This window comes from Brevundimonas sp. BR2-1 (assembly GCF_037626195.1).
GTDB lineage: Bacteria > Pseudomonadota > Alphaproteobacteria > Caulobacterales > Caulobacteraceae > Brevundimonas.
Window position 1 is genome coordinate 279,166 of record NZ_JARKMV010000002.1, and the last position, 19,370, is coordinate 298,535.

Genomic DNA, 19,370 nt, shown 5'->3' on the forward strand with positions numbered 1-19,370 from the left:
AACCCGAAAATGCCCCGCACGCTGCCCACCGACGACGAGGTCCGCGAAATCCTGTCGCGACGCCGCACGCGTCCGGCGCCCCGCCCCGCCCCCAAGGCCGGTCGGGCGCTGCAGGGGCTGATCAAGGAGCTGGACGCCAAATTCGGACGCGGCGCATCGGCGCTGGAACCGCGGTGGCGCGAAATCGTCGGCGACCGGCTGGCGCGCGTCACCCGTCCGCAGAAGCTGACCAAAGGACGCGGCGGCGCGGGCGGGACGCTGGAGCTGCGCGTGGCGGGACCCGCCGCCCTGCTGGTGCAGCACCAGTCCGAAGACATCGTCGCCCGGGTCAATCTGTTCCTCGGCGCCGGCAGCGTCGACAAGCTCCGCATCGCCCAGGGACCGGTGAAGCCGCCGGCCGACATCGCCGCCCCGCCGAAGCGCAGGCCGGCCGCCCAGCCGCTGGCGGCCCGGGACGAGGCCGCGTTGAAGGCCGCCGTAGCCGACGCGCCCGACGTCCTGAAAGGCCCTCTGGAACGGTTGGGCCGCGCGGTTCTGGGCGATCCGGGAAAAGGCCGCGACCGCGCGGGCCGTTGACAAAACTTCGCCCTTTCTGTTCTCGAAGGTGGTCAGACGCGCGCGACTGCGGGGAATCGCGCGATACTCCGGAAATTCCCGCCGCCAGTTGAGGAAGACGCCATGAGCGCCAACACCAGATACGCCGCCATGAGCCGCCGCGCGGCCATGACCGCCGCCGCCATGGCCGCCATGGCCACGCTCGCCGGCTGCGGCGGAGGGGGCGCGGGCGGCGCGGCCGAGGGCGACATGGCCATGGGCGCTCCCGAAGGCGCCAAGGTCACCGTGGTCGAGTACGCCTCGGTCACCTGCCCGCACTGCGCGGCGTGGCAGGAAACCACCTGGCCGGCGTTCAAGGCCGCCTATGTCGACACCAACAAGGTCCGCTACGTCTTCCGCGAATTGCCGACCCCGCCGGCCAATGTCGCCGTCGCCGGCTTCATGATCGCCCGCTGCGCCGGCGAGGACAAATATTTCGACGTCGTCCACGGGATCATGGCCAGCCAGAACGAATGGCGCGCCGGCGTGAACCCGCGCGACACCCTGTTCCGCGTCGGCAACGGCGCCGGCCTGAGCAACCAGCAGATCGAGACCTGCATCAAGGACCCGGCGAACCTGAAGGCCTCGGAAGAGCGCACGAACGCGGCCGTCAAGGCGGGCGTCACCGGCACCCCCGCCTTCTACGTCAACGGCGTGCAGATCGTCTCGCCCGGTGAAGAGGGCGCGACCATGGCCGACCTGTCGAGGGCTATCGACGCCGAGTTGGCGAAGGGCTGATCGCCCGATGCGGCGGCCGCGTTTCCTGCTGATCCTGGCGCTGGCGATCGCGGCGCCCCTCGCCTCGGCCCCGGCGCCCGTGATCGCGACCGAACAGGTCGCGCCCGTGACGGCGGCGGACCGCAGTCTGGGGCGGTCCGACGCGCCCGTGACGGTCATCGAATACGCCTCGTTCGCCTGCCACCTCTGCGCCGACTGGCATCAACTGGTCTATCCGGGTTTCAAGGCGCGGTTCATCGACACGGGCCAGGTGCGGTACGTGTTCCGCAACCTGCCCACGCCGCCGGAGGAGATGTCCCTGCCGGCGCACGCCCTGGCGCGTTGCGCGGCTCCGGCCAAATTCTTCGATGTCGCCGCCACCCTGATGCAGGGGCAGGCAGCGGTGCTACGGGGAGGAACCCTGGACGCCTGGTACGCCCCGGCCATCGCGGTCAGCGGGCGGACGCGGGCCCAGATCGACGCCTGCGCCGCCACGCCGGCCACCCGCGCGGCCATCAACCGCGACATTGAGAGCGCCCACGCCGCCGACGCCCACACCACCCCGGCCTTCTTCGTCAACGGGCGCCGGGTCACGGACCGTTCGCTGGGCGGGCTGGAGGTCGCGATCCGGGCGGCCGCCGCCGACCGTTGACCGCGTAGGGACCCATGCAGTTCCAGCGCCTCCGGCTCGTGGGCTTCAAGTCCTTCGTCGACCCGGCCGAGGTGCATATCGAATCCGGCCTGACCGGCGTGGTCGGCCCCAATGGTTGCGGCAAGTCCAATGTGCTGGAAGGCCTTCGCTGGGTCATGGGCGCCAATTCGGCCAAGGCGATGCGCGGTCAGGGTATGGACGACGTCATCTTCGCCGGCGCCGCCGACCGTCCGCCGCGCAACCATGCTGAAGTCCAGCTGACCATCGACAACGCCCAGCGCCGGGCGCCCCAGCCCTTTACCGACAGCCCGATGCTGGAAGTGTCGCGCCGCATCGACCGGGGCCAGGGCTCGACCTACCGCATCAACGGCAAGGAGGTGCGGGCCCGCGACGTCCAGCTGCTGTTCGCCGACGCCTCGACAGGCGCCAACTCCCCCGCCCTCGTCCGTCAGGGCCAGATCAGCGAACTGATCGCCGCCAAGCCCCAGAACCGCCGCCGCATCCTTGAGGAGGCGGGCGGCGTCGCCGGCCTGCACACCCGCCGCCACGAGGCGGAGCTTCGCCTCAAGGCGGCCGAGGCCAACCTCGAACGGCTGGACGATATCGGCCGCGAGCTGGAGACGGCCCTGTCGCGGCTGAAGCGCGAGGCCCGGCAGGCCGAGCGCTACAAGAAGATTTCCGCCGAGATCCGCGCCCTGCAGGCCGCCCTGTTGTTCGTGCGCTGGAACGACGCTCGCGTCGCCGCAGAGGCCGCCGCCGCGGAGCTGGCCCAGGCAGACCGGGCGGTGCTGGAGGCGACGACCGCGTCCAGCCGGGCCCAGACCGCCGCGCTCGGCGCCCAGGAAGCGCTGAAGCCGGCGCGCGAGGAGGACGCCGTCGCCGGCGCCCTGCTGCACCGCGCCTCGCTGGAACGCGACCGGCTGGACATGGCCGAGCAGGCGGCGCGGGCCGAGGTCGAGCGGCTGACGGCCGAGACGACGCGTATCGCCGCCGACATCGAACGCGAAACGGCCATGGCCGGCGATGCAGAGGGCGAACTGGCCCGGCTGGGCGCAGCGCTTGAAATCCTGACCGCCGAGATCGCCGCCGCCCCGGGCCGCGGCCCGGAACTGGAAGCCGCCCTGGCCGTGGCAGAAGACGCGCGCAAGGCCGCAGACGCCGAGGTCGAGCGCGTCGCCGGGGCGGTGGCCTCGGTCGAGGCCCGGGTCAACGCCGAAAGCGCCCGCAAGCGCGACGCCGAGGCGCGGGTCGCGCGGGCCGAGGCCCAGCTGTCCTCCGCCGAAGCCGAACGCGCGGGACTGGGACCGCTGGCCGGGCCCGAGATCGAGGCGGCGACCAAGGCGCTGGAAACGGCCCAGGCCGAACTGGCCGCTGCGCGGGCGGCGGTCGAGGCGGCCGAGACAGAGCGCGGCGACCGCGCCCGGGCCGAGGCCGAGGCCCGAACGGCGGTCCGAACGGCCGAAGACCGGCTGGGCCGGCTGCAGACCGAGGCGCGCGGATTGGCGCAGCTGCTGGCGCCCGGCAGACGCGATCATGCCCCGGCGCTGGATCGGGTGCAGGCTGACAAGGGCTATGAGGCCGCCCTGGCGGCCGCGCTGGGCGATGATCTGGACGCGGCGCTGGATGCGCGGGCCGCGGCATACTGGGCCGGGGCCGAGGTTCCTTCGCCGACATGGCCCACGGGCGTGGAGCCGCTGGCGAACCACGTCTCGGCCCCGGAACAGCTGACCGCCCGTCTGGCCCTGTGCGGCGTGGCGTCAGCGGGCGAGATCGAGCGGCTGGCCAAGGCCCTGCCCGTCGGCGCCCGGCTGGTGACGCGCGAGGGCGACCTGTGGCGCTGGGACGGTTTCGTGCAGCGCGCCGAGGCCCCGCGCCCCGCCGCCGTCCGTCTGGCCCAACGCACCCGTCTGTCGGAGCTGGAAGCCGAGATAGACGCCGGAAAGCCGGCGCTGGACGAGGCGCAGGCCGCGCAGAAGGCCGCGACCGAAGCCTTCCGCGCCGCCGAGGAGGCGGTGAAGACCGCCCGCGCCGCCCCTTTCCCGCTGGACAAGGCCGTCACGGCCGCCCGCGACCGCGTCGAGGCCCTCGCCCGCGAACAGGCCCGCAAGGAGGCCCGCGCCCAGGCGCTGGACGAAACGGTGGCGCGGCTGACGACCGAGGTCGAGGCGGCGCAGGCGGCTCTGGCCGAGGCGCAGGGGTCCGACGCCCCCTCCGAAACCCTCGACGGCCTGCGCGCCGAACTGACGGCGGCCCGCACGGCGGCGGATGCCGCACGAGGCGCGGCGGCCACGGCGCGGGTGGAACGCGACGCGGAAGCGCGTGAGGTGGCCGGACGGCAGTCGCGGCTGGACGGGCTGACCCGGGAACGGGACGGCTGGGCCGCGCGGGCGAAGGACGCCACGGCCCGCATCGGCGCGCTGGAAAAGGATGCGGAGAAGGCGGCGCAGCGGCTCAAACAGGCGGCGGATGCGCCGGAACAGCTGGCGGCGCAGCGGTCGTCCCTGCTGGACGCCCTGACCGCCGCCGAAACCCGGCGCAAGGCGGCGGGCGACGCTCTGGCCACGGCCGAGGGCGCGGCCGCCGAGGCCGACCGGGCGGCGCGGGCGGCGGAAGCTGCGGCCTCCACGGCGCGCGAGGCGCGGGCGGGGCTGGCGGCGCGGTCGGAGGCCGCCGCCGAACGGCTGGCCGAGGCGACGGCCAATGTGCGCGAGACCGCCCAGATGTCGCCGGAGGAACTGGGCCAGAAGCTGACCGACGACGCCATCGCCCGCCCGCCAGACGCCGCGGGCGCCGAAAGCCTGCTGTTCGGACTGGAGCGCGAGCGCGAGGCCCTGGGCGCCGTCAACCTGCGGGCCGAGGACGAGGCCGTCGAATACGGCGACCGCTTGAACACCATGAAGGTCGAGCGCTCGGACCTGACGTCCGCGATCGCCAAACTGCGCGACGGCATCGACGAGTTGAACGCCGAGGGCCGCGAGCGGCTGGTCGCGGCGTTCGACGTCATCAACGACAATTTCAAGAGCCTGTTCGAGGCCCTGTTCGGCGGCGGCCAGGCCGAGCTGAAACTGGTCGAGAGCGACGATCCGCTCGAGGCGGGGCTTGAGATCTACGCCTGCCCGCCCGGCAAGCGTCTGGCGGTGATGAGCCTGATGTCGGGTGGCGAACAGGCTCTCACGGCCGCAGCCCTGATCTTCGCCGTCTTCCTCGCCAATCCGGCCCCCGTCTGCGTGCTGGACGAGGTCGACGCCCCGCTGGACGACGCCAACGTCGACCGCTTCTGCCGCATGCTGGACGAGATGCGGAAGCGGACGGACACCCGTTTCATCGTCATCACCCACAATCCGGTGACCATGAGCCGGATGGACAGGCTATACGGCGTGACCATGCCCGAGCGCGGGGTGAGCCAACTGGTCAGCGTGGATCTGAGCCAGGCGGAAGAGATCGTCGCGGCCTAGCGCGAGCCCAGAAGCTCGGTCCGCACGAACCATGCGAAGATCGCCGGCCCCTCGATGACATAGCGGCGGAACATGCGGCGAGGCTGGCTGAGCAGGCGGTGCAGCCACTCAAGCGACAGCTGCTGGAAGATGCGCGGGGCCCGCTGCTGGCGGCCGGTCAGGAAGTCCACCGAAGCGCCGACGCAGAGGGTGACCCCCGTCTTCCGCCCGGCGGCGCGGAGGGCGTGGGCGAACAGTTCCTGTTTGGGAAAGGAGACGCAGGCCAGCAGCATATCCCAGTCGGCCTTCGCCGCGACCTTCACGGCGGCTGTCCAGCCGGGCGTTCCGGGCGTCAGCATGGGAGCCTCGATCCAGCGCAAATCCTGGCGGGGGTAGCGGGCGGCCAGATCGTCGAAGGCCGCGCGGTCCGGACCGAAGACGGCGATGGCCAGGCCCTCGGCGGCGGGCGAGGCCAACAGGTCGGTGGTCATGTCCGACCCTGGATAGACCGGGAGGCGGACGCCGCGCAGCCGCGCCAGATGGGCGAGGATCCGGCTGTCGCAGATCTTCAGATCGGCCCCCTCATAGACGTCTCGCGGCACGCGGCCGTCCATCAGCTTGATCACGTGGTCGACATTGGGCGTGACGACATAGCCGTAGGGTTGGCGCGCCATGCCGATGACGCGGTCCAGCATCGTGGACCGTTCCCCGCCGGCGAAGTCGAGCGTCATGAAGCGCGTCATGGCGCGAGACTAGTCGCGCCGCCGTCAACACGCGGTTACGATGGCGTATGAAAGCCGCCCTGCCCGCTATTCTGGCCGCCTCCCTGCTGGCCGCGCCCGCCAGCGCCCAGCAGGGCCCCCGGCTGGTCCTGACCGGCGTGGGCCGGTTCGCGGTGCTGGCCGACCTGTCGACCATCTCGCGCGACGGCGACCGGGTCCGGATGCGCAGCCTGCAGGTGACGGAAGAAGACTTCCAGGCCGGAGGGCAGACTTACTGGGGAGGCTGGTCGTGGTGGAGCTTCGACTGCGCGGCCCGCACCGCCGACCGGCTGGATTTCGCCTCGGTGCGCGAAGGCGGGGCCGAGGGGCCCTCGACGTCCGATCCGGCCCCGGCCTATGCGGCGGCGCCCGGCGGAGACGCCGCCGAACTGCTGGCCGTCGCCTGCGATCCGGCCTCGGCGGGCGAGGCGGACGCCGACAATCTGGCGGATGCGGTCAGGATCGGACGGGCGGCTCTGGCCGGATAGTCCGCTCCAGCGCCAGCCGGTCCCTGGGCAGGGCTTCCGGGCACCGGTCGCGCATGAAGGCGAGCATCTTCTCGCGGATCTCGCAGCGCAGATCGAAGGCCGTCGGAGCGTTGCGGGCGCTGGCCAGGCAGCGGACCTGGGCGACGCGGTCGGTGATCTCGGTCACCTGAAGGTTGACCACGTCCCCGTCCCACAGCGGGCTTTCGCGGCAGATGCGCTCAAGCTCGCCGCGCAGCCGGTCCATCGGCGCCTCATAGTCCACGTACAGAAAGGCCGTTCCGATCAGGCGCGCCGTCTCCCGCGTCCAGTTCTGGAACGGTTTGCTGATGAAATAGGTCAGCGGCAGGATCATCCGCCGCCAGTCCCACAGCTTGACCACCACATAGGTGGAGGTGATCTCCTCGATCGTGCCCCACTCCCCTTCCACGATCACCGCGTCGTCGAGGCGGATCGGCTGGTCCGTGGCGATCTGCACCCCGGCGATCATATTGGTCAGCAGCGGCTGGAGGGCGAAACCGGCGATGATGCCGACCACCCCGGCGGAGGCCAGCAGGCTCATGCCCCACTGGCGCACCGCGCTGATGGTCAGCAGGGCCAGACCGAGGGTCACGATGCCGATCAGCAGGGCCGCCACGCGCTGGAGAATCCGCGCCTGGGTGACGTGTTTGCGGGCCAGAAGGTTGTCCTCCTCGGCCATGTTGAAGCGCCGCAGATAGACTACGGCCCACATGTCCGAGGCGCCGATCAGCATCCACCCCATGGTCAGGATGAAGCCGAACAGCAGGGTCTGGCGCAGGATCAGGGAGGGGCCGGGGTCGAGCGGCGACACCGTCACCGCCAGGGCGAGGGCCGCGATCATCACGGCGATCCGCACCTTGAGCCGCGCGCGTCCCACCAGACCGCGCCAGAATACGTCTCGCTCGCGCACCGCCAGTTTCAGCAGGGCGAACACGAGCTGGTTCGCGGCCCATCCGACGAAGACGAAGCCGACCAGAATCACGGTGACGACCGCCCATTCCGGCAACCAGTAGAACTCGCGCCAGAGGCGGAATATCTCGCGGGTCAGGTCGTTGACGAAGGCCGGCATGACGCCCGGTATAGCCCGAACGCGATGGGACGGCGACCGCGCCGCCCCCCGAACGGCTCAGACGGCGGCTTCCACCATGTCCGCCAGCGCCCGCGTCGCGTTCGGCAGGGCGGCGGACCGCGCGCCGGCGCTCATCGCTGACAGGCGGCCCGGATCGGACAGCAGCGGCAACAGCGCCGCCGCCAGGGCCTGAACCGTCACCTCGTCTTCCAGCATCACCTCGGCCCCGCCCGCCTCGGCTAGGCTGAGGGCGTTGAACCGCTGGTGGTCGTCCATGGCGATCTTCAGCGGAATCAGCAGAGAGGGCACGGCCGCCACGGCCAGTTCGGAGCAGGTGGAGGCTCCCGCCCGGCCGATGACCAGATGCGCCGCCGACAGCCGGTGGGCCATGTCGCGGAAGAAGGGCGCGATCTCGGCCTGGATCCCGGCCTCGAGATAGATCTGCTGCGCCGCCTCCAGCGTTTCGGCCCGCGACTGCTGCTGCACCTTCAGCCGGGCGCGGATCGCCTCGGGCAGGGCCGCCAGAGCCCGGGGCGCCGTCTCGGCCAGGATACGGGCGCCCTGACTGCCGCCGGTGACCAGCACATGGATGGGGCCGTCCGCGGCGGGCGGGCTCCAGACGCGGTCATGGAGGGCGCGGATGTCCGGCCGCACCGGATTGCCCACCAGCGACACGCGCGCGCCCAGCCCTTGCGGAACCTTCTGCAGATCGGGAAAGGACGAGGCGATCGCGCCCACATACGGCGCCAGCCAGCGGTTGGTGCGTCCCAGCACCGCGTTCTGTTCGTGCACCAGGGTCGGCCGCCGCTGGCTGAGCGCCGCGATCAGGGCCGGCGCCGACGGATAGCCGCCGAAGCCGACCACCACCGCCGCGTCGAGCCGGTTCAGCGCCTTGCGGGCCGTCAGCACCCCCCGCGCGATGGCTGCGCCCGCCTTCACCATGCCGATCGGCCCGCGCCCGGTGGCGGCGTCCAGGGCGATCCGCTCCTCGGCCGGGAAGTTGTGGGCGTAGGCCTCGCCGCGATGGTCGGTGGCCAGCACGATTCGCCAGCCCCGCGCCGCAAGCTCGCGCGACAGGGCCTCTGCGGGGAACATATGGCCGCCGGTCCCCCCGGCGGCGACGACGCAGACTTTCGACGACATGGCGGTCCTAGGGCAGGATGCGCCGGCCCTGCGGCAGGCTGGCCCCCGGCTCGTAGGCGCCGGGGCGGCGGCGGGTCAAGGCCAGGGCCAGACCCATGGTCAGGCCCATGGCCAGCATGGAGGAGCCGCCATAGCTGATGAAGGGCAGGGTCATCCCCTTGGTCGGGATCAGGTTCAGGTTCACCGCGATGTTGATGCAGGCCTGCAGGCCGATCAGCATGAACAGGCCCGCCGCCGCCGTCTGCTCGAACGGATCGGTCAGCTTCATGGCCCGCCGCATCCCTCGCACGACGATGAAGGCGTAGAGGCTGATCATGGCCAGCGACAGCACCAGGCCGAACTCCTCGGCTCCGACGGAATAGATGAAGTCGGTGTGCAGGTCGGGCACCGACCGTTTCATCACCCCCTCGCCGACCCCCCGTCCGACCAGCCCCCCGGCGCGGATGGCCTCGGAGGCCCGGTCGATCTGGTGGGTGTCTGTCGTTTCGGGCGACAGGAAGCGGCTCAGACGGTCCCGCATGTGGCTGAAGGTGAAATACAGGCCGACCACCCCCGCCATCCCGGCGGCGGCCAGGGCCGCGACCCATTTCAGCGGCACCCCGGCCATGAAGAAGACGGCCATGAAGGTGGTGGTGATCAGCAGGGTCTGGCCGATGTCGGGCTGGATCAGCAGCAGGCCGACGGTCAGGGCCCAGGCCCCGAAGGCGATGCTGACGCCCGGCACCCCCTGCCCCTTCTGGGCCTCGGAGAACATCCAGGCGGCGAAGACGATCAGGCTGGGCTTGGCGAACTCGGACGGCTGCAGGCTGAACGGCCCCAGGTTGACCCAGCGCGCCGCCCCCTTCACCTCGTTTCCGATGAACGGCAGGGCGGCCATGACGACGACGGCGCCAAGGAGGAACAGCAGGGCGATCCGTCTCACCCCTCTTGGCGACAGCAGCGAGGCCAGCAGCATCAGCACCGTTCCGCCCGAGGCCCAGACGATCATCCGCCAGGAATAGTGGAAGGGGTCGCTGATCGACTGGTCCGCCAGAATGGCCGCCGGGCTGGAAGCGAAGCTCAGCGACACCCCCAGCGCCACCAGCGTCAGCGCCGCCGCCAGCAGGCCGCGGTCGACGGTCCAGAACCATTTCGCGATGGGGCTCTGGTCGTTGCGCGAAAAGGCGGGGCTGTAGTCGGTCATGATGCGCTCGCGGGGGTCGCGCCCAGCGCCAGGACGGCGGCGCGGAACGCCTCGCCCCGCGCCTCGAAGTCGGGATACTGGTCGAAGCTGGCGGCGGCGGGCGAGAGCAGCACCACCTCGTCGCGGCCGGTCGCGGCGGCGGCCTCGGCGGCGGCCTTCACGGCGCTGGCCATGTCGCCGCTGATCCGGTGCGGAGTCTCGCCCAGCCGGGCGGCGAACGGCCCCGCCGCCTCGCCGATCAGGAAGGCCTCGACCACGCGCGGGAACAGGTCCTCCAGATCGTCGATCCCGCCCGCCTTGGCGCGACCCCCGGCGATCCAGAAGCTGCGCTCATAGCTGGCCAGCGCCTGCCGCGCGGCGTCGGCGTTGGTGGCCTTGGAGTCGTTGACGAAGCGGACGCGGCCGAGGCGTGCGACCTCCTCCATCCGGTGGGCGAGGCCGGGGAAGGTCATCAGGCCCTCGACGGCGGCGTTATGGCTAACGCCAAGGGCGCGGGCGGCGGCCCAGGCGAAGGCGGCGTTCTGGGCGTTGTGGCGGCCCGGCAGTGAGCGGGCCGCGGCGAGATCAATACTGACTCCCTCGGCAGCCTGCAGCTTGCCGCCTCCGGCCATGATATCGGCGGTCGATCCCGTTGTGCTGACGGTCCGGGCGCGTCCCAGCCGCTCGGCGACCGACCGCCCCCAGTTCTCATCCACGCCCACCAGCGCCAGCCCGTCCGGCCCCTGAGCCTGGAAGATCCGCGCCTTGGCCGCGACATACCCCTCCATGCCGCCGTGCCGGTCCAGATGGTCCGGGCTGACGTTGGTCAGGATCGCCACGTCCGGCGCAAAGCGGGTCGTCAGGTCCAGCTGATAGCTCGACACCTCGATCACATAGACCGCATCAGGCGTCGGGGCAGGCAGGGCCAGCACGCCGATGCCGATGTTGCCGCCGACATGGACGGTCAGCCCCGCCTGTTTCAGCACCCAGCCGATCAGGGCCGTCGTGGTCGATTTGCCGTTGGTCCCGGTGATGGCGACCACCTTCGGACGCGCCGCCTCGGGCAGGGCCGCGATCGCCCGCGCGAACAGTTCGATGTCGCCGATCACCTCGACGCCCGCCGCCTTCGCCCTGTCCACGGTCCAGTGCGGCTTGGGATGCGTCAGCGGCGCGCCCGGCGACAGCACCAGCGCCGCGAACCCCGACCAGTCGGCCGCCGTCAGGTCCTCGACCGCGAACCCTTCCGCTTCGGCCTGCATCCGGCTGGAGACGCTGTCGTCCCACAGAATCGGCAACGCTCCGCCCGCCTTCAGCGCGCGCGCGGCCGTCAGTCCCGACCGTCCCAGGCCGAAGACCGCGATGCGCCGCCCTTCGAAACCGGGAACGGGGATCATGCCGCCACCCCCGTCATCCTCGGGCTTGACCCGAGGATCAGACGTCGTGCGCGTGTCCGGCAGACGGCGAGCCCCGGACGGCCCGGCTCAACCGCGAACCACCGCTCACGGGCAAGGTCTGACCCTCGGGTCAAGCCCGAGGGTGACGGTCGAGAAAGAGTATTGCTGGTCACCGCAGCTTCAGGGTGGCCAGACCGGCCAGGGCCAGCATGGCCGAGACGATCCAGAACCGGATCACCACCGTCGACTCCGGCCAGCCCATCTTTTCGAAATGGTGGTGGATGGGCGCCATCAGGAAGATGCGCTTCTTCGTAGCCTTGAAATAGGCGACCTGGATCATGACCGAGGCGGCCTCGATGACGAACAGGCCGCCGACGATGCCCAGCACCAGCTCATGCTTGGTGGCCACGGCGATGGCGCCCAGCGCTCCGCCCAGGGCCAGCGAACCGGTGTCGCCCATGAAGATCTTGGCCGGCGGGGCGTTGTACCAGAGGAAGCCCGTGCCCGCGCCGATGATGGCCGAGCAGAAGATCGCAAGCTCGCCCGCGCCCGGCACATGGTGGACGCCCAGATAGTCCGAGAAGATGAAGTTGCCGACCAGGTAGGCGATAATGCCGAACGCCGCCGACGCCATCATCACCGGTACGATGGCCAGCCCGTCCAGCCCGTCGGTCAGGTTCACCGCGTTCGAGAACCCCACCAGGGTGAAGGCCGCGAACAGGACGTAGAACCAGCCCACGTTCAGCAGCACGGCCTTGAAGAAGGGGAAGGCGATCGAGGTCTCGAGGTTGGGCGTGGTCGGCGACGCCGTCATCCACAGCACCGTCATCACCCCGGCGACGACCGAGACGATGATCTGGGCCACCAGCTTCTGCTTCGACGTCAGCCCGGCCGAGGTCTGTTTCGTCACCTTGGCGTAGTCGTCGATGAAGCCCAGCACCCCGAAGGCCGCCGTTACGAAGCTGACGATCCAGATATAGGGATTGGTCAGGTCGCCCCACAGCAGCACCGCCACCGCGATGCCGGCGAGGATCATAAGACCGCCCATGGTCGGCGTGCCGACCTTGGACAGATGCGAGACCGGCCCGTCCGAGCGGATCGGCTGGCCCTTGCCCTGTTTGAGCCGCATCCAGGCGATGAACCGGCTGCCCATGGCGACCGAGACGAACATGGCCGTGGCCATGGCCAGCGCCACCCGCACCGTCTGGTACTGGACCAGATTCAGCAGCGGATAGTCCTGGGCGATGTCGGCGTAGTGGAGATACAGCAGATAAAACATCAGGCGGCCCCTCCCAAGGCAGCTAGAGCTTTGGCGACCAGCGACGCCTTCGACCCGTTCGATCCCTTGACCATGATCACGTCGCCGGGCGCAACCAGAGCCGCGGCCTCGGCGGCCAGTTCGGCGGCGGTCTCGCGCCACAGGCCCCGGCGGGCCGCCGGCAGGACGTCATGCAGCCGCTTCATCTCCGGCCCGGCCGTATGGACCAGATCCAGCCCGGCGGCGGCGATCGGCCCGGCCAGACCCTCGTGCAGGGCGCGCGACTGGTCGCCCAGCTCCAGCATGTCGCTCAACACCACGACCCGCCGTCCGCCGGCCGCGACCGGTCTGGCGCCGAGGCTGCGGAAGCCTGCGGCCATCGACAGCGGATTGGCGTTGTAGCTCTCGTCGATCAGGGTGAAGGCGCCGCCTGGCGCCGCCACCGCCGTCGTCTGCCCCCGGCCGGCCAGCGGCTGGAAATCCCTCAGCGCGGTCAGCGCCGTCTCCAGCGGCACGTCCAGCGCATCCAGCATCAGGAGGACGCACAGGCTGTTCAGACCCCAGTGGAAGCCCGACTGGCCGAGCGTGAAATCGATCGTCTTGCCGAACAGCTCCGCCCTGACCCGCGCGCCGCCCGGAATCGGCTCGAAATCGATCAGCCGCGCATCGTGACCCGCGGTTGCGCCGAACGTCATCCGCCGCGCCCCCGCCTTGCGCGCGGCGGCGTCCAGCACGACCGCATAGCCGACATCGCCGTTCAGCACCGCCACGCCGTCGGGGGCCAGACCTTCGAAGATCGCAGCCTTCTCGGCCGCCACCCCCGCCTCGCCGTCGGCGAAGGCCTCGATATGGACCGGGCCGACGGTGGTGACGCAGGCGGCGTGGGGCCGGACCATCTTCGACAGGGGCGCGATCTCGCCGGGGGCGTTCATGCCGATCTCGAACACCGCCCGCTCGGTCGAACGCGGCATTCTGGCGAGGGTCAGCGGCACGCCGATATGGTTGTTGTAGCTCTTGATCGAGGCGTGGGCCGGTCCCGCCAGATCGAGGCCCGCCTTGACCGCCTGGGTCACGCTGGTCTTGCCGACCGAGCCGGTGACGGCGCCGCGACGGACCTGCGGGCTGCGTTCACGCGACGCAACGCCGAGGGCCTCCAGCGCGCGCAGGGTGTCGGCGACGACGACCGAGGGCCCGCCCTCGACCGGGTGTTCGGTGATCGCGCCCGCCGCCCCCGCGGCGAAGGCCGAGGCCGCAAACTCATGTCCGTCCCGCGCGCCCTTCAGCGCCAGGAACAGGTCGCCCGGCACGATTTCGCGGCTGTTGTAGGTGATGCCGGTCGCCTCGAAGGCGGGCCCGGACAGGCGGCCGCGGGTCGCGGCTTCGATTTCGGCGGAGGTCCAGAGCGGAACGGTGTCAGGCATGGAGGCGAAGGGCTTCGGCGGCGACGGTTGCGTCATCGAAGGGATGAGTCGTCCCGCCGATGATCTGTCCCTGCTCATGCCCTTTTCCGGCGATGACCACCACATCCCCGTCGCCCATCATGGCGATGGCCTGTTGAATAGCGACGCGTCGGTCGCCGATCTCCTGCGCCTTCGGGCAGCCCTCGCGCACCGCCTTGCGGATCGCGGCCGGGTCTTCCGAGCGGGGATTGTCGTCGGTGACGATGGCGACGTCGGCCAGACGGCCCGCGATCGCGCCCATCAGCGGCCGCTTGCCCTTGTCCCGGTCGCCGCCGGCGCCGAAGACCACGATCAGCCGACCGGTCGCATGCGGGCGCAGCGCCTTCAGAACCGTCTCCAGCCCGTCGGGCGTATGGGCGTAGTCGACATAGACCTCGCCCTTTCCGGGACCGGGAATGCGCTGCAGCCGGCCCTGGGCGCCGGTGATCTTCTCCAGCCCGGCCAGCACGCGCTCGGGCGTCTCCCCGGCGGCGATGCACAGGCCGGCCGCCACCAGGGCGTTCGAGGCCTGGAACGCGCCCGCCAGCGGCAGCATCACCTCGTACATCGTCCCGCGCGCGTCGATGGTCAGGCGCTGGCCCTCCGGCGTGGCCTCACGCGCCACCAGCGACAGGTCCCGCCCCCGCTCGCCCACGCCCATGACCCCCAGCCCCGACATGATCGAGGCGGCGGCGAAGCTGGAATAGGCCTCCGAGTCCGCGTTCAGCACCGCCGTCCGGCCGCGCGGCAGCAGGGTTTCGAACAGCCGCAGCTTGGCGGCGCGGTAAGCTTCCATGTCGCCGTGATAGTCGAGGTGGTCCTGGCTCAGATTGGTGAAGGCCGCGGCCTTCAGCGTGACTCCGTCGATGCGGCGCTGGTCGATGCCGTGCGACGAGGCCTCCAGCGCCAGATGGGTCACGCCCCCGGCGGCCAGATCGGCCAGCATGCGGGCGGCGTCGGCGGCGTCGGGGCTGGTCAGGCCGGGCCCCGTCAACTCGCGATTAACGTTACCCGACTGGGCCAAAACCCCAAGGGTCCCCATGCTCGCGGAATGAAGGCCGAGGGCGGCCCAGATCTGGCGGCAGAAGGCGGCGACCGAGGTCTTGCCGTTCGTGCCCGTCACGGCGACGCAGGTCGCCGGCTGGGCGCCGTAGAAGCTGCGCGCCGCGATGGCGTAGGCGCGGCGCACGTCGCCCGAGGTGACCAGCACCGGGGCCATGGCCGCGTCGGTGTCGACCGGGGCCAGCACGGCGGCGGCGCCCTGCGACAGGGCCTGCGGAATGAAGGCGCGGCCGTCGGCGGCGCTGCCCGGCAGGGCCACGAACAGCGAGCCCGGCGCGACCTTGCGGCTGTCCGCGGTCACCCCTGTGATGACCGGATCCGCCGACACCTCGCGGCGCAGCAGTTCCGACAGCTTGATCGGCGCGGCGCTCATCGGCCGTCGCCTTCGAGGTCTTCGAACGCCGGAATCTTGTCGCCGACGGCGGTGCGGTAGGGGTCGGCGCGGCGCTGGACGTTCAGGAAGGGCGCGATCCGGTCGGCGATCCGGCCCACCGCCGGGGCGGCGACAAAGCCGCCGGTGCGCGGATAGGTCTGGGGCTCGTCGATCAGGACCAGGATCTGATAGCGGCGCGCGTTCACCGGACCGTCGGCCGGGAAGACGCCGGCGAAGGTGCCGACCGCATGCGCCGTCGAATAGCGGCCGTTGACCGACTTGTTGGCCGAGCCCGTCTTGCCGCCGACGCGCAGGCCCGGCGCCTCGGCCCGGCCGCCCGAGCCGCGCACGACGTTGCGGCGCATCAGGTCCAGCATGGTCAGGGACGTCTCGGGCGAGATCACCTGCCGCGCCTGTACGTCAGGCCGCCCGCCCTTGCGCAGGGTCAGGGGGATGTAGCGGCCGCCGTTGGTCAGGGCCTGCATCGCCGCCGCCATCTGCAGCGGGGTGATCGAGATGCCGTAGCCGAACGACAGCGACGCCAGGGTCGAGTCCGACCATTCGCGCGGGATGATCGGCGTCTCGGACGCGATCTCGAACGGCGCCCGCGACATCAGGCCGAAACGCTGGAAATAGTCGCGCATCACGCGCGGCCCCATCTCGGTCGACAGGCGCGAGGTGCCGATGTTGGACGAGTGCAGATAGACCTCCTCCAACGTCAGCACCTTGTTGGTGGCGTGGAAGTCGGTGATCCGTCGATTGCCGATCTGCAGCGCCTCCGAGGCGTCCAGCAGGGTGTTCATGTCGGCCCGGCCGGTGTCGATGGCGGCGGCGACGGTGAAGGTCTTGAACACCGACCCCATCTCGTAGGTCGCGGCCGAGGCCAGGTTGCGCGAGTTCGAGCCCGGCCAGCTGGCCATGCCCAGGACCTCGCCGGTCTGGACGTCGGTGATGATGCCGACCGCCCCCTTGGCCTGGGACTCGGCGGCGGCGGCGGCCAGCTCATTCTCGAGAATGCCCTGGATGCGCAGGTCGATGGAGACCTGGAAGGTCTCCCCGCGCGCGCCGGCCGCCCGGATCTCATCGTTGAAGGCCCGTTCGGCGGCGGACAGGCCGACCCCGCCCGTGTCGACATTGCCGACCACGTGCCGTGCCGACTGGCCCAGCGGATAGACCCGCACATCCTCGGGCTCGAAGGTCACGCCGCCCAGTGCCAGACCATGGACCGCCACCTTCTCCTGCGGGGTCAGACGGTTGATCACCAGCAGGCGCCGGTCGCCGTTCATCACCCGGTTCAGCCTGGCCATCGACACGCGCGGCAGGGCGCGCTTGATCTGCGCCGCCGCCGCTCTGCGGTCCCAGACCTCGGCCGGATCGATATAGAGGCCGTAGTGGGTGATGTTGGTCGCCAGCAGGGCGCCGTTGCGGTCGACCATGTCGGCCCGGACCACGGCGTTCGGATGGGTCTGGAAGCCGACCCCGCCCTTTTCGGTCAGCAAGGCCGCATGGGCCGCGCCCACCGCCAGACAGACGAACACCGCCGAGAACAGGGACAGGATGACGAAGATGCGGACGCGGGTGTCTTCCTCGGGCCGGGCGTCGGCGTGGGCGCGGCCGAACGAATGCTCGACCCACCACATGGCCTCGGCCAGCCAGCGCCACGACGGCATGTAGCGCCGGACGCCGTACTGGACCGGACGCCCTCCGGCGAGCGGATCGTGCACGCTCATCGCACGGGCTCCGCGGCAGGCGTTGCGGCCTCGACCGGCGCGACCGGAGCGGCCGGGGGCGATGCGGGCACGGCCACCAGCGTCGGCAGGCTGGCCTCCGTCGCCTGACGGTGGACGTCGACCGGGCCCAGACCGGCGCCCCGCGACAGGGCCTCCAGCCGCCCCGGCTGTTCCAGACGCGCCACCTCGGCGCGCAGCAGGCGCACCCGCTGGCCGTTGTCGGTGATCTGGCGTTCCAGATCGGTGATGCGCGCGCTCTCGCGGGCGGCGGCGGCCTTGGCCAGATAGACCGAGAACACCATGGCCGCGACCAGCATGACGCCGATGATCTCGACCCAGCGGACCCCGCGGATCTTCCACGCGTACAGCCGGTTCAGGGCGGCGACGGCCGAAGTCATGCGGCGATCCTCCCCCAGGGAGCCGCATCAGTGCGCACGGCGGCGCGCAGCCTGGCCGACCGCGCCCGCGGATTGGACGCCAGCTCCGCCTCTCCAGCCTCGCGCGCGCCCTTGAACGACAGGGTGAAGCTTGGCTTGCGGGTCTCGATCGCGACGGGGGCGTGACGCGAACCGCCCGGCGCATTGCCGGTCCGCTCGGTCAGGAACGCCTTGACGATCCGGTCCTCAAGCGAATGGAAGGTGACCACGACCAGCCGCCCGCCCGGCGCCAGCGTCGCCTCGGCGGCCTCCAGCCCGGCGCGCAGTTCGCCCAGTTCGTCATTCACAGCGATGCGCAGGGCCTGAAACACCCGGGTGGCGGGATGGATGGCCGCGCCGCGCCGCCCGCCCAGCGCCTTCTCGACCACGGCGGCCAGATCCAGCGTCCGCTCGAACGGCTTCTCCACACGGCGGCGCAGGATGGCCGTGGCGACCCGGCCCGACTGGCGCTCGTCGCCGTAGAGCTTGAAGATATGGGCCATCGGCCCGTGGTCCCAGGTGTTGACGATGTCCGCGGCGGTCTCGCCCTCGTCGCCCATGCGCATGTCCAGCGGCCCGTCGCGCATGAAGGAGAAGCCGCGCTCGGCCTGATCCAGCTGCATGGACGACACGCCGATGTCGAAGACGACGCCATCCAGCCTCGCCTCGCCCGTTTGTGCGAAGGCGTCGGCCAGGTCCGAGAAGGGCGTGCGGATCAGCCGGAATTTGCCGGGATAGTCATTGGCCACGGCGTCGGCGTACGACTGCACGGTGGGATCGCGGTCCAGCCCGATCACCGTCGCCCCGGTCGCCAGAATGGCGCGGGTGTAGCCGCCGGCGCCGAAGGTGGCGTCGATGATCACGTCGCCGGGCCCGGGAGCCAGGGCGTCGATCACTTCATCCAGCAGGACGGGGGCGTGCGGGCTCATCCACCCTCCCCGTTCGCATCTTCGCCCAGCATGACCTGACGGGCCAGGGCTCGGCGCGCGTCGCGGCGGGCGTTCCAGCGGGCCCGATCCCAGATCTGGAAGCGCGGCCCCAGGCCGACGATGACCACGTCCTCGCCCAGTCCGGCGTCCTGACACAGGCTTTCCGGCAGGGTGATGCGGCCGCCGCCGTCGTATGAGAGCGGGCGCTGGCCGGCGTAGAAGGTCTCTTCAAGCGCCGTGCGCCGGTCGCTGCCGAACGGCAGGGCCTCGATACGCGCGACGTATTCGGCCATCAGCTTGTCGCCGCCAGCCTCGAGACAGTCCGAGGCCATGGAGAAGAAGCAGAAGACGCCGTGCTCGGCGCCGTTGTCGGCGGTGCGGAACTCCTGCGGGATCAGCAGGCGTCGCTTGCCGTCCAACTGTTTCTCATAGGTCGAGAGAAACACGCCCTTGCCCCAAACTCGGACCTCGCGATCCGCCCCTCTGCCCGTGAACACCCTCAGAGTGAATGGGATAGCATGGGATCAACTGGGTCTCAATGGGATTAGTTGACGGAAGTTAACCTCCACAGGAGCCGCAAACGCTGTAACGGCGAGAACATACATAGAACACGCAAAGTATAGACAGGCTGTGGACCGATCCTGCGCCGCAATCCGGGCGACGGGGTTAACCGGTAAACGACGGTCTCCTCCCCAGCCGGCGCGGCGCCTTTTGCGCCGTGATGGAGGGGC

General features: G+C 70.9%; 17 protein-coding genes. 5 read left to right on the plus strand and 12 right to left on the minus strand.

The annotated features are described in order from the left end of the window. Positions 1 to 9 precede the first annotated feature (9 nt). The 4 genes from BrevBR_RS10875 (at position 10) to smc (ending at position 5,418) form a co-directional block, all read left to right on the plus strand. Positions 10 to 576, plus strand: coding sequence for a DUF721 domain-containing protein (locus BrevBR_RS10875; protein WP_340000954.1), 567 nt, complete (start codon positions 10 to 12; stop codon positions 574 to 576). A 102-nt stretch (positions 577 to 678) separates the two neighbouring features. After that, entirely contained in the window at positions 679 to 1,332 is a 654-nt protein-coding gene (locus tag BrevBR_RS10880) for a DsbA family protein (protein WP_332640116.1), read from the plus strand. A 7-nt stretch (positions 1,333 to 1,339) separates the two neighbouring features. Beyond that, on the plus strand, positions 1,340 to 1,963 hold the full coding sequence (locus BrevBR_RS10885) for a thioredoxin domain-containing protein (protein WP_340000955.1): 624 nt from the start codon (positions 1,340 to 1,342) through the stop codon (positions 1,961 to 1,963). 14 nt (positions 1,964 to 1,977) lie between these two features. Next, positions 1,978 to 5,418 (plus strand): chromosome segregation protein SMC, encoded by a 3,441-nt coding sequence (gene smc, locus BrevBR_RS10890; RefSeq protein WP_340000956.1) that lies wholly within the window; start codon positions 1,978 to 1,980, stop codon positions 5,416 to 5,418. Here the strand turns inward: smc and BrevBR_RS10895 are convergent. Continuing rightward, positions 5,415 to 6,128 carry a WecB/TagA/CpsF family glycosyltransferase gene (locus BrevBR_RS10895; RefSeq protein ID WP_340000957.1) on the minus strand — a complete coding sequence of 238 codons (714 nt, stop codon included), beginning with the start codon at positions 6,126 to 6,128 and terminating at the stop codon, positions 5,415 to 5,417. The genes smc and BrevBR_RS10895 overlap by 4 nt on opposite strands. A 59-nt stretch (positions 6,129 to 6,187) precedes the next feature. On the opposite strand from BrevBR_RS10895, the gene BrevBR_RS10900 reads away from it, so the two are divergent. Beyond that, the gene (locus tag BrevBR_RS10900; RefSeq protein WP_340000958.1) at positions 6,188 to 6,646 is read left to right on the plus strand and encodes a surface-adhesin E family protein; all 459 of its coding nucleotides are present in this window, start codon (positions 6,188 to 6,190) and stop codon (positions 6,644 to 6,646) included. Here the strand turns inward: BrevBR_RS10900 and BrevBR_RS10905 are convergent. The 11 genes from BrevBR_RS10905 to BrevBR_RS10955 all read right to left on the minus strand — a co-directional run bounded on the left by BrevBR_RS10905 (position 6,615) and on the right by BrevBR_RS10955 (position 19,085). Next, on the minus strand, positions 6,615 to 7,733 hold the full coding sequence (locus BrevBR_RS10905; protein ID WP_332640111.1) for a mechanosensitive ion channel family protein: 1,119 nt from the start codon (positions 7,731 to 7,733) through the stop codon (positions 6,615 to 6,617). The genes BrevBR_RS10900 and BrevBR_RS10905 overlap by 32 nt on opposite strands. A 57-nt stretch (positions 7,734 to 7,790) precedes the next feature. Continuing rightward, a complete protein-coding gene (gene murG, locus BrevBR_RS10910) occupies positions 7,791 to 8,876 on the minus strand; it encodes an undecaprenyldiphospho-muramoylpentapeptide beta-N-acetylglucosaminyltransferase (protein WP_340000959.1) in 1,086 nt (361 codons plus the stop codon). Positions 8,877 to 8,883: 7 nt separating this feature from the next. Continuing rightward, positions 8,884 to 10,062: a putative lipid II flippase FtsW gene (gene ftsW, locus BrevBR_RS10915; protein WP_340001192.1), complete on the minus strand. Its 1,179-nt coding sequence runs from the start codon at positions 10,060 to 10,062 to the stop codon at positions 8,884 to 8,886. Continuing rightward, positions 10,056 to 11,432 carry a UDP-N-acetylmuramoyl-L-alanine--D-glutamate ligase gene (gene murD / locus BrevBR_RS10920; protein WP_340000961.1) on the minus strand — a complete coding sequence of 459 codons (1,377 nt, stop codon included), beginning with the start codon at positions 11,430 to 11,432 and terminating at the stop codon, positions 10,056 to 10,058. Before murD ends, ftsW begins: the two co-directional genes overlap by 7 nt. Before the next feature lie 169 nt (positions 11,433 to 11,601). After that, positions 11,602 to 12,711: a phospho-N-acetylmuramoyl-pentapeptide-transferase gene (gene mraY, locus BrevBR_RS10925; RefSeq protein WP_332640107.1), complete on the minus strand. Its 1,110-nt coding sequence runs from the start codon at positions 12,709 to 12,711 to the stop codon at positions 11,602 to 11,604. Next, positions 12,711 to 14,111 (minus strand): UDP-N-acetylmuramoyl-tripeptide--D-alanyl-D-alanine ligase, encoded by a 1,401-nt coding sequence (locus BrevBR_RS10930; protein WP_340000962.1) that lies wholly within the window; start codon positions 14,109 to 14,111, stop codon positions 12,711 to 12,713. Before BrevBR_RS10930 ends, mraY begins: the two co-directional genes overlap by 1 nt. Further along, positions 14,104 to 15,564: a UDP-N-acetylmuramoyl-L-alanyl-D-glutamate--2,6-diaminopimelate ligase gene (locus tag BrevBR_RS10935; RefSeq protein ID WP_340000963.1), complete on the minus strand. Its 1,461-nt coding sequence runs from the start codon at positions 15,562 to 15,564 to the stop codon at positions 14,104 to 14,106. The genes BrevBR_RS10930 and BrevBR_RS10935 overlap by 8 nt, the downstream gene beginning before the upstream one ends. Next, the gene (locus tag BrevBR_RS10940) at positions 15,561 to 17,294 is read right to left on the minus strand and encodes a peptidoglycan D,D-transpeptidase FtsI family protein (protein ID WP_332640104.1); all 1,734 of its coding nucleotides are present in this window, start codon (positions 17,292 to 17,294) and stop codon (positions 15,561 to 15,563) included. The genes BrevBR_RS10935 and BrevBR_RS10940 overlap by 4 nt, the downstream gene beginning before the upstream one ends. Next, complete coding sequence (ftsL, locus tag BrevBR_RS10945; protein ID WP_332640103.1) at positions 17,291 to 17,692, minus strand: cell division protein FtsL; 402 nt, start codon at positions 17,690 to 17,692, stop codon at positions 17,291 to 17,293. Before ftsL ends, BrevBR_RS10940 begins: the two co-directional genes overlap by 4 nt. Beyond that, entirely contained in the window at positions 17,689 to 18,639 is a 951-nt protein-coding gene (gene rsmH, locus BrevBR_RS10950; protein WP_340000964.1) for a 16S rRNA (cytosine(1402)-N(4))-methyltransferase RsmH, read from the minus strand. The genes ftsL and rsmH overlap by 4 nt, the downstream gene beginning before the upstream one ends. Continuing rightward, a complete protein-coding gene (locus BrevBR_RS10955) occupies positions 18,636 to 19,085 on the minus strand; it encodes a division/cell wall cluster transcriptional repressor MraZ (protein WP_332640101.1) in 450 nt (149 codons plus the stop codon). The genes rsmH and BrevBR_RS10955 overlap by 4 nt, the downstream gene beginning before the upstream one ends. Positions 19,086 to 19,370 lie beyond the last annotated feature (285 nt).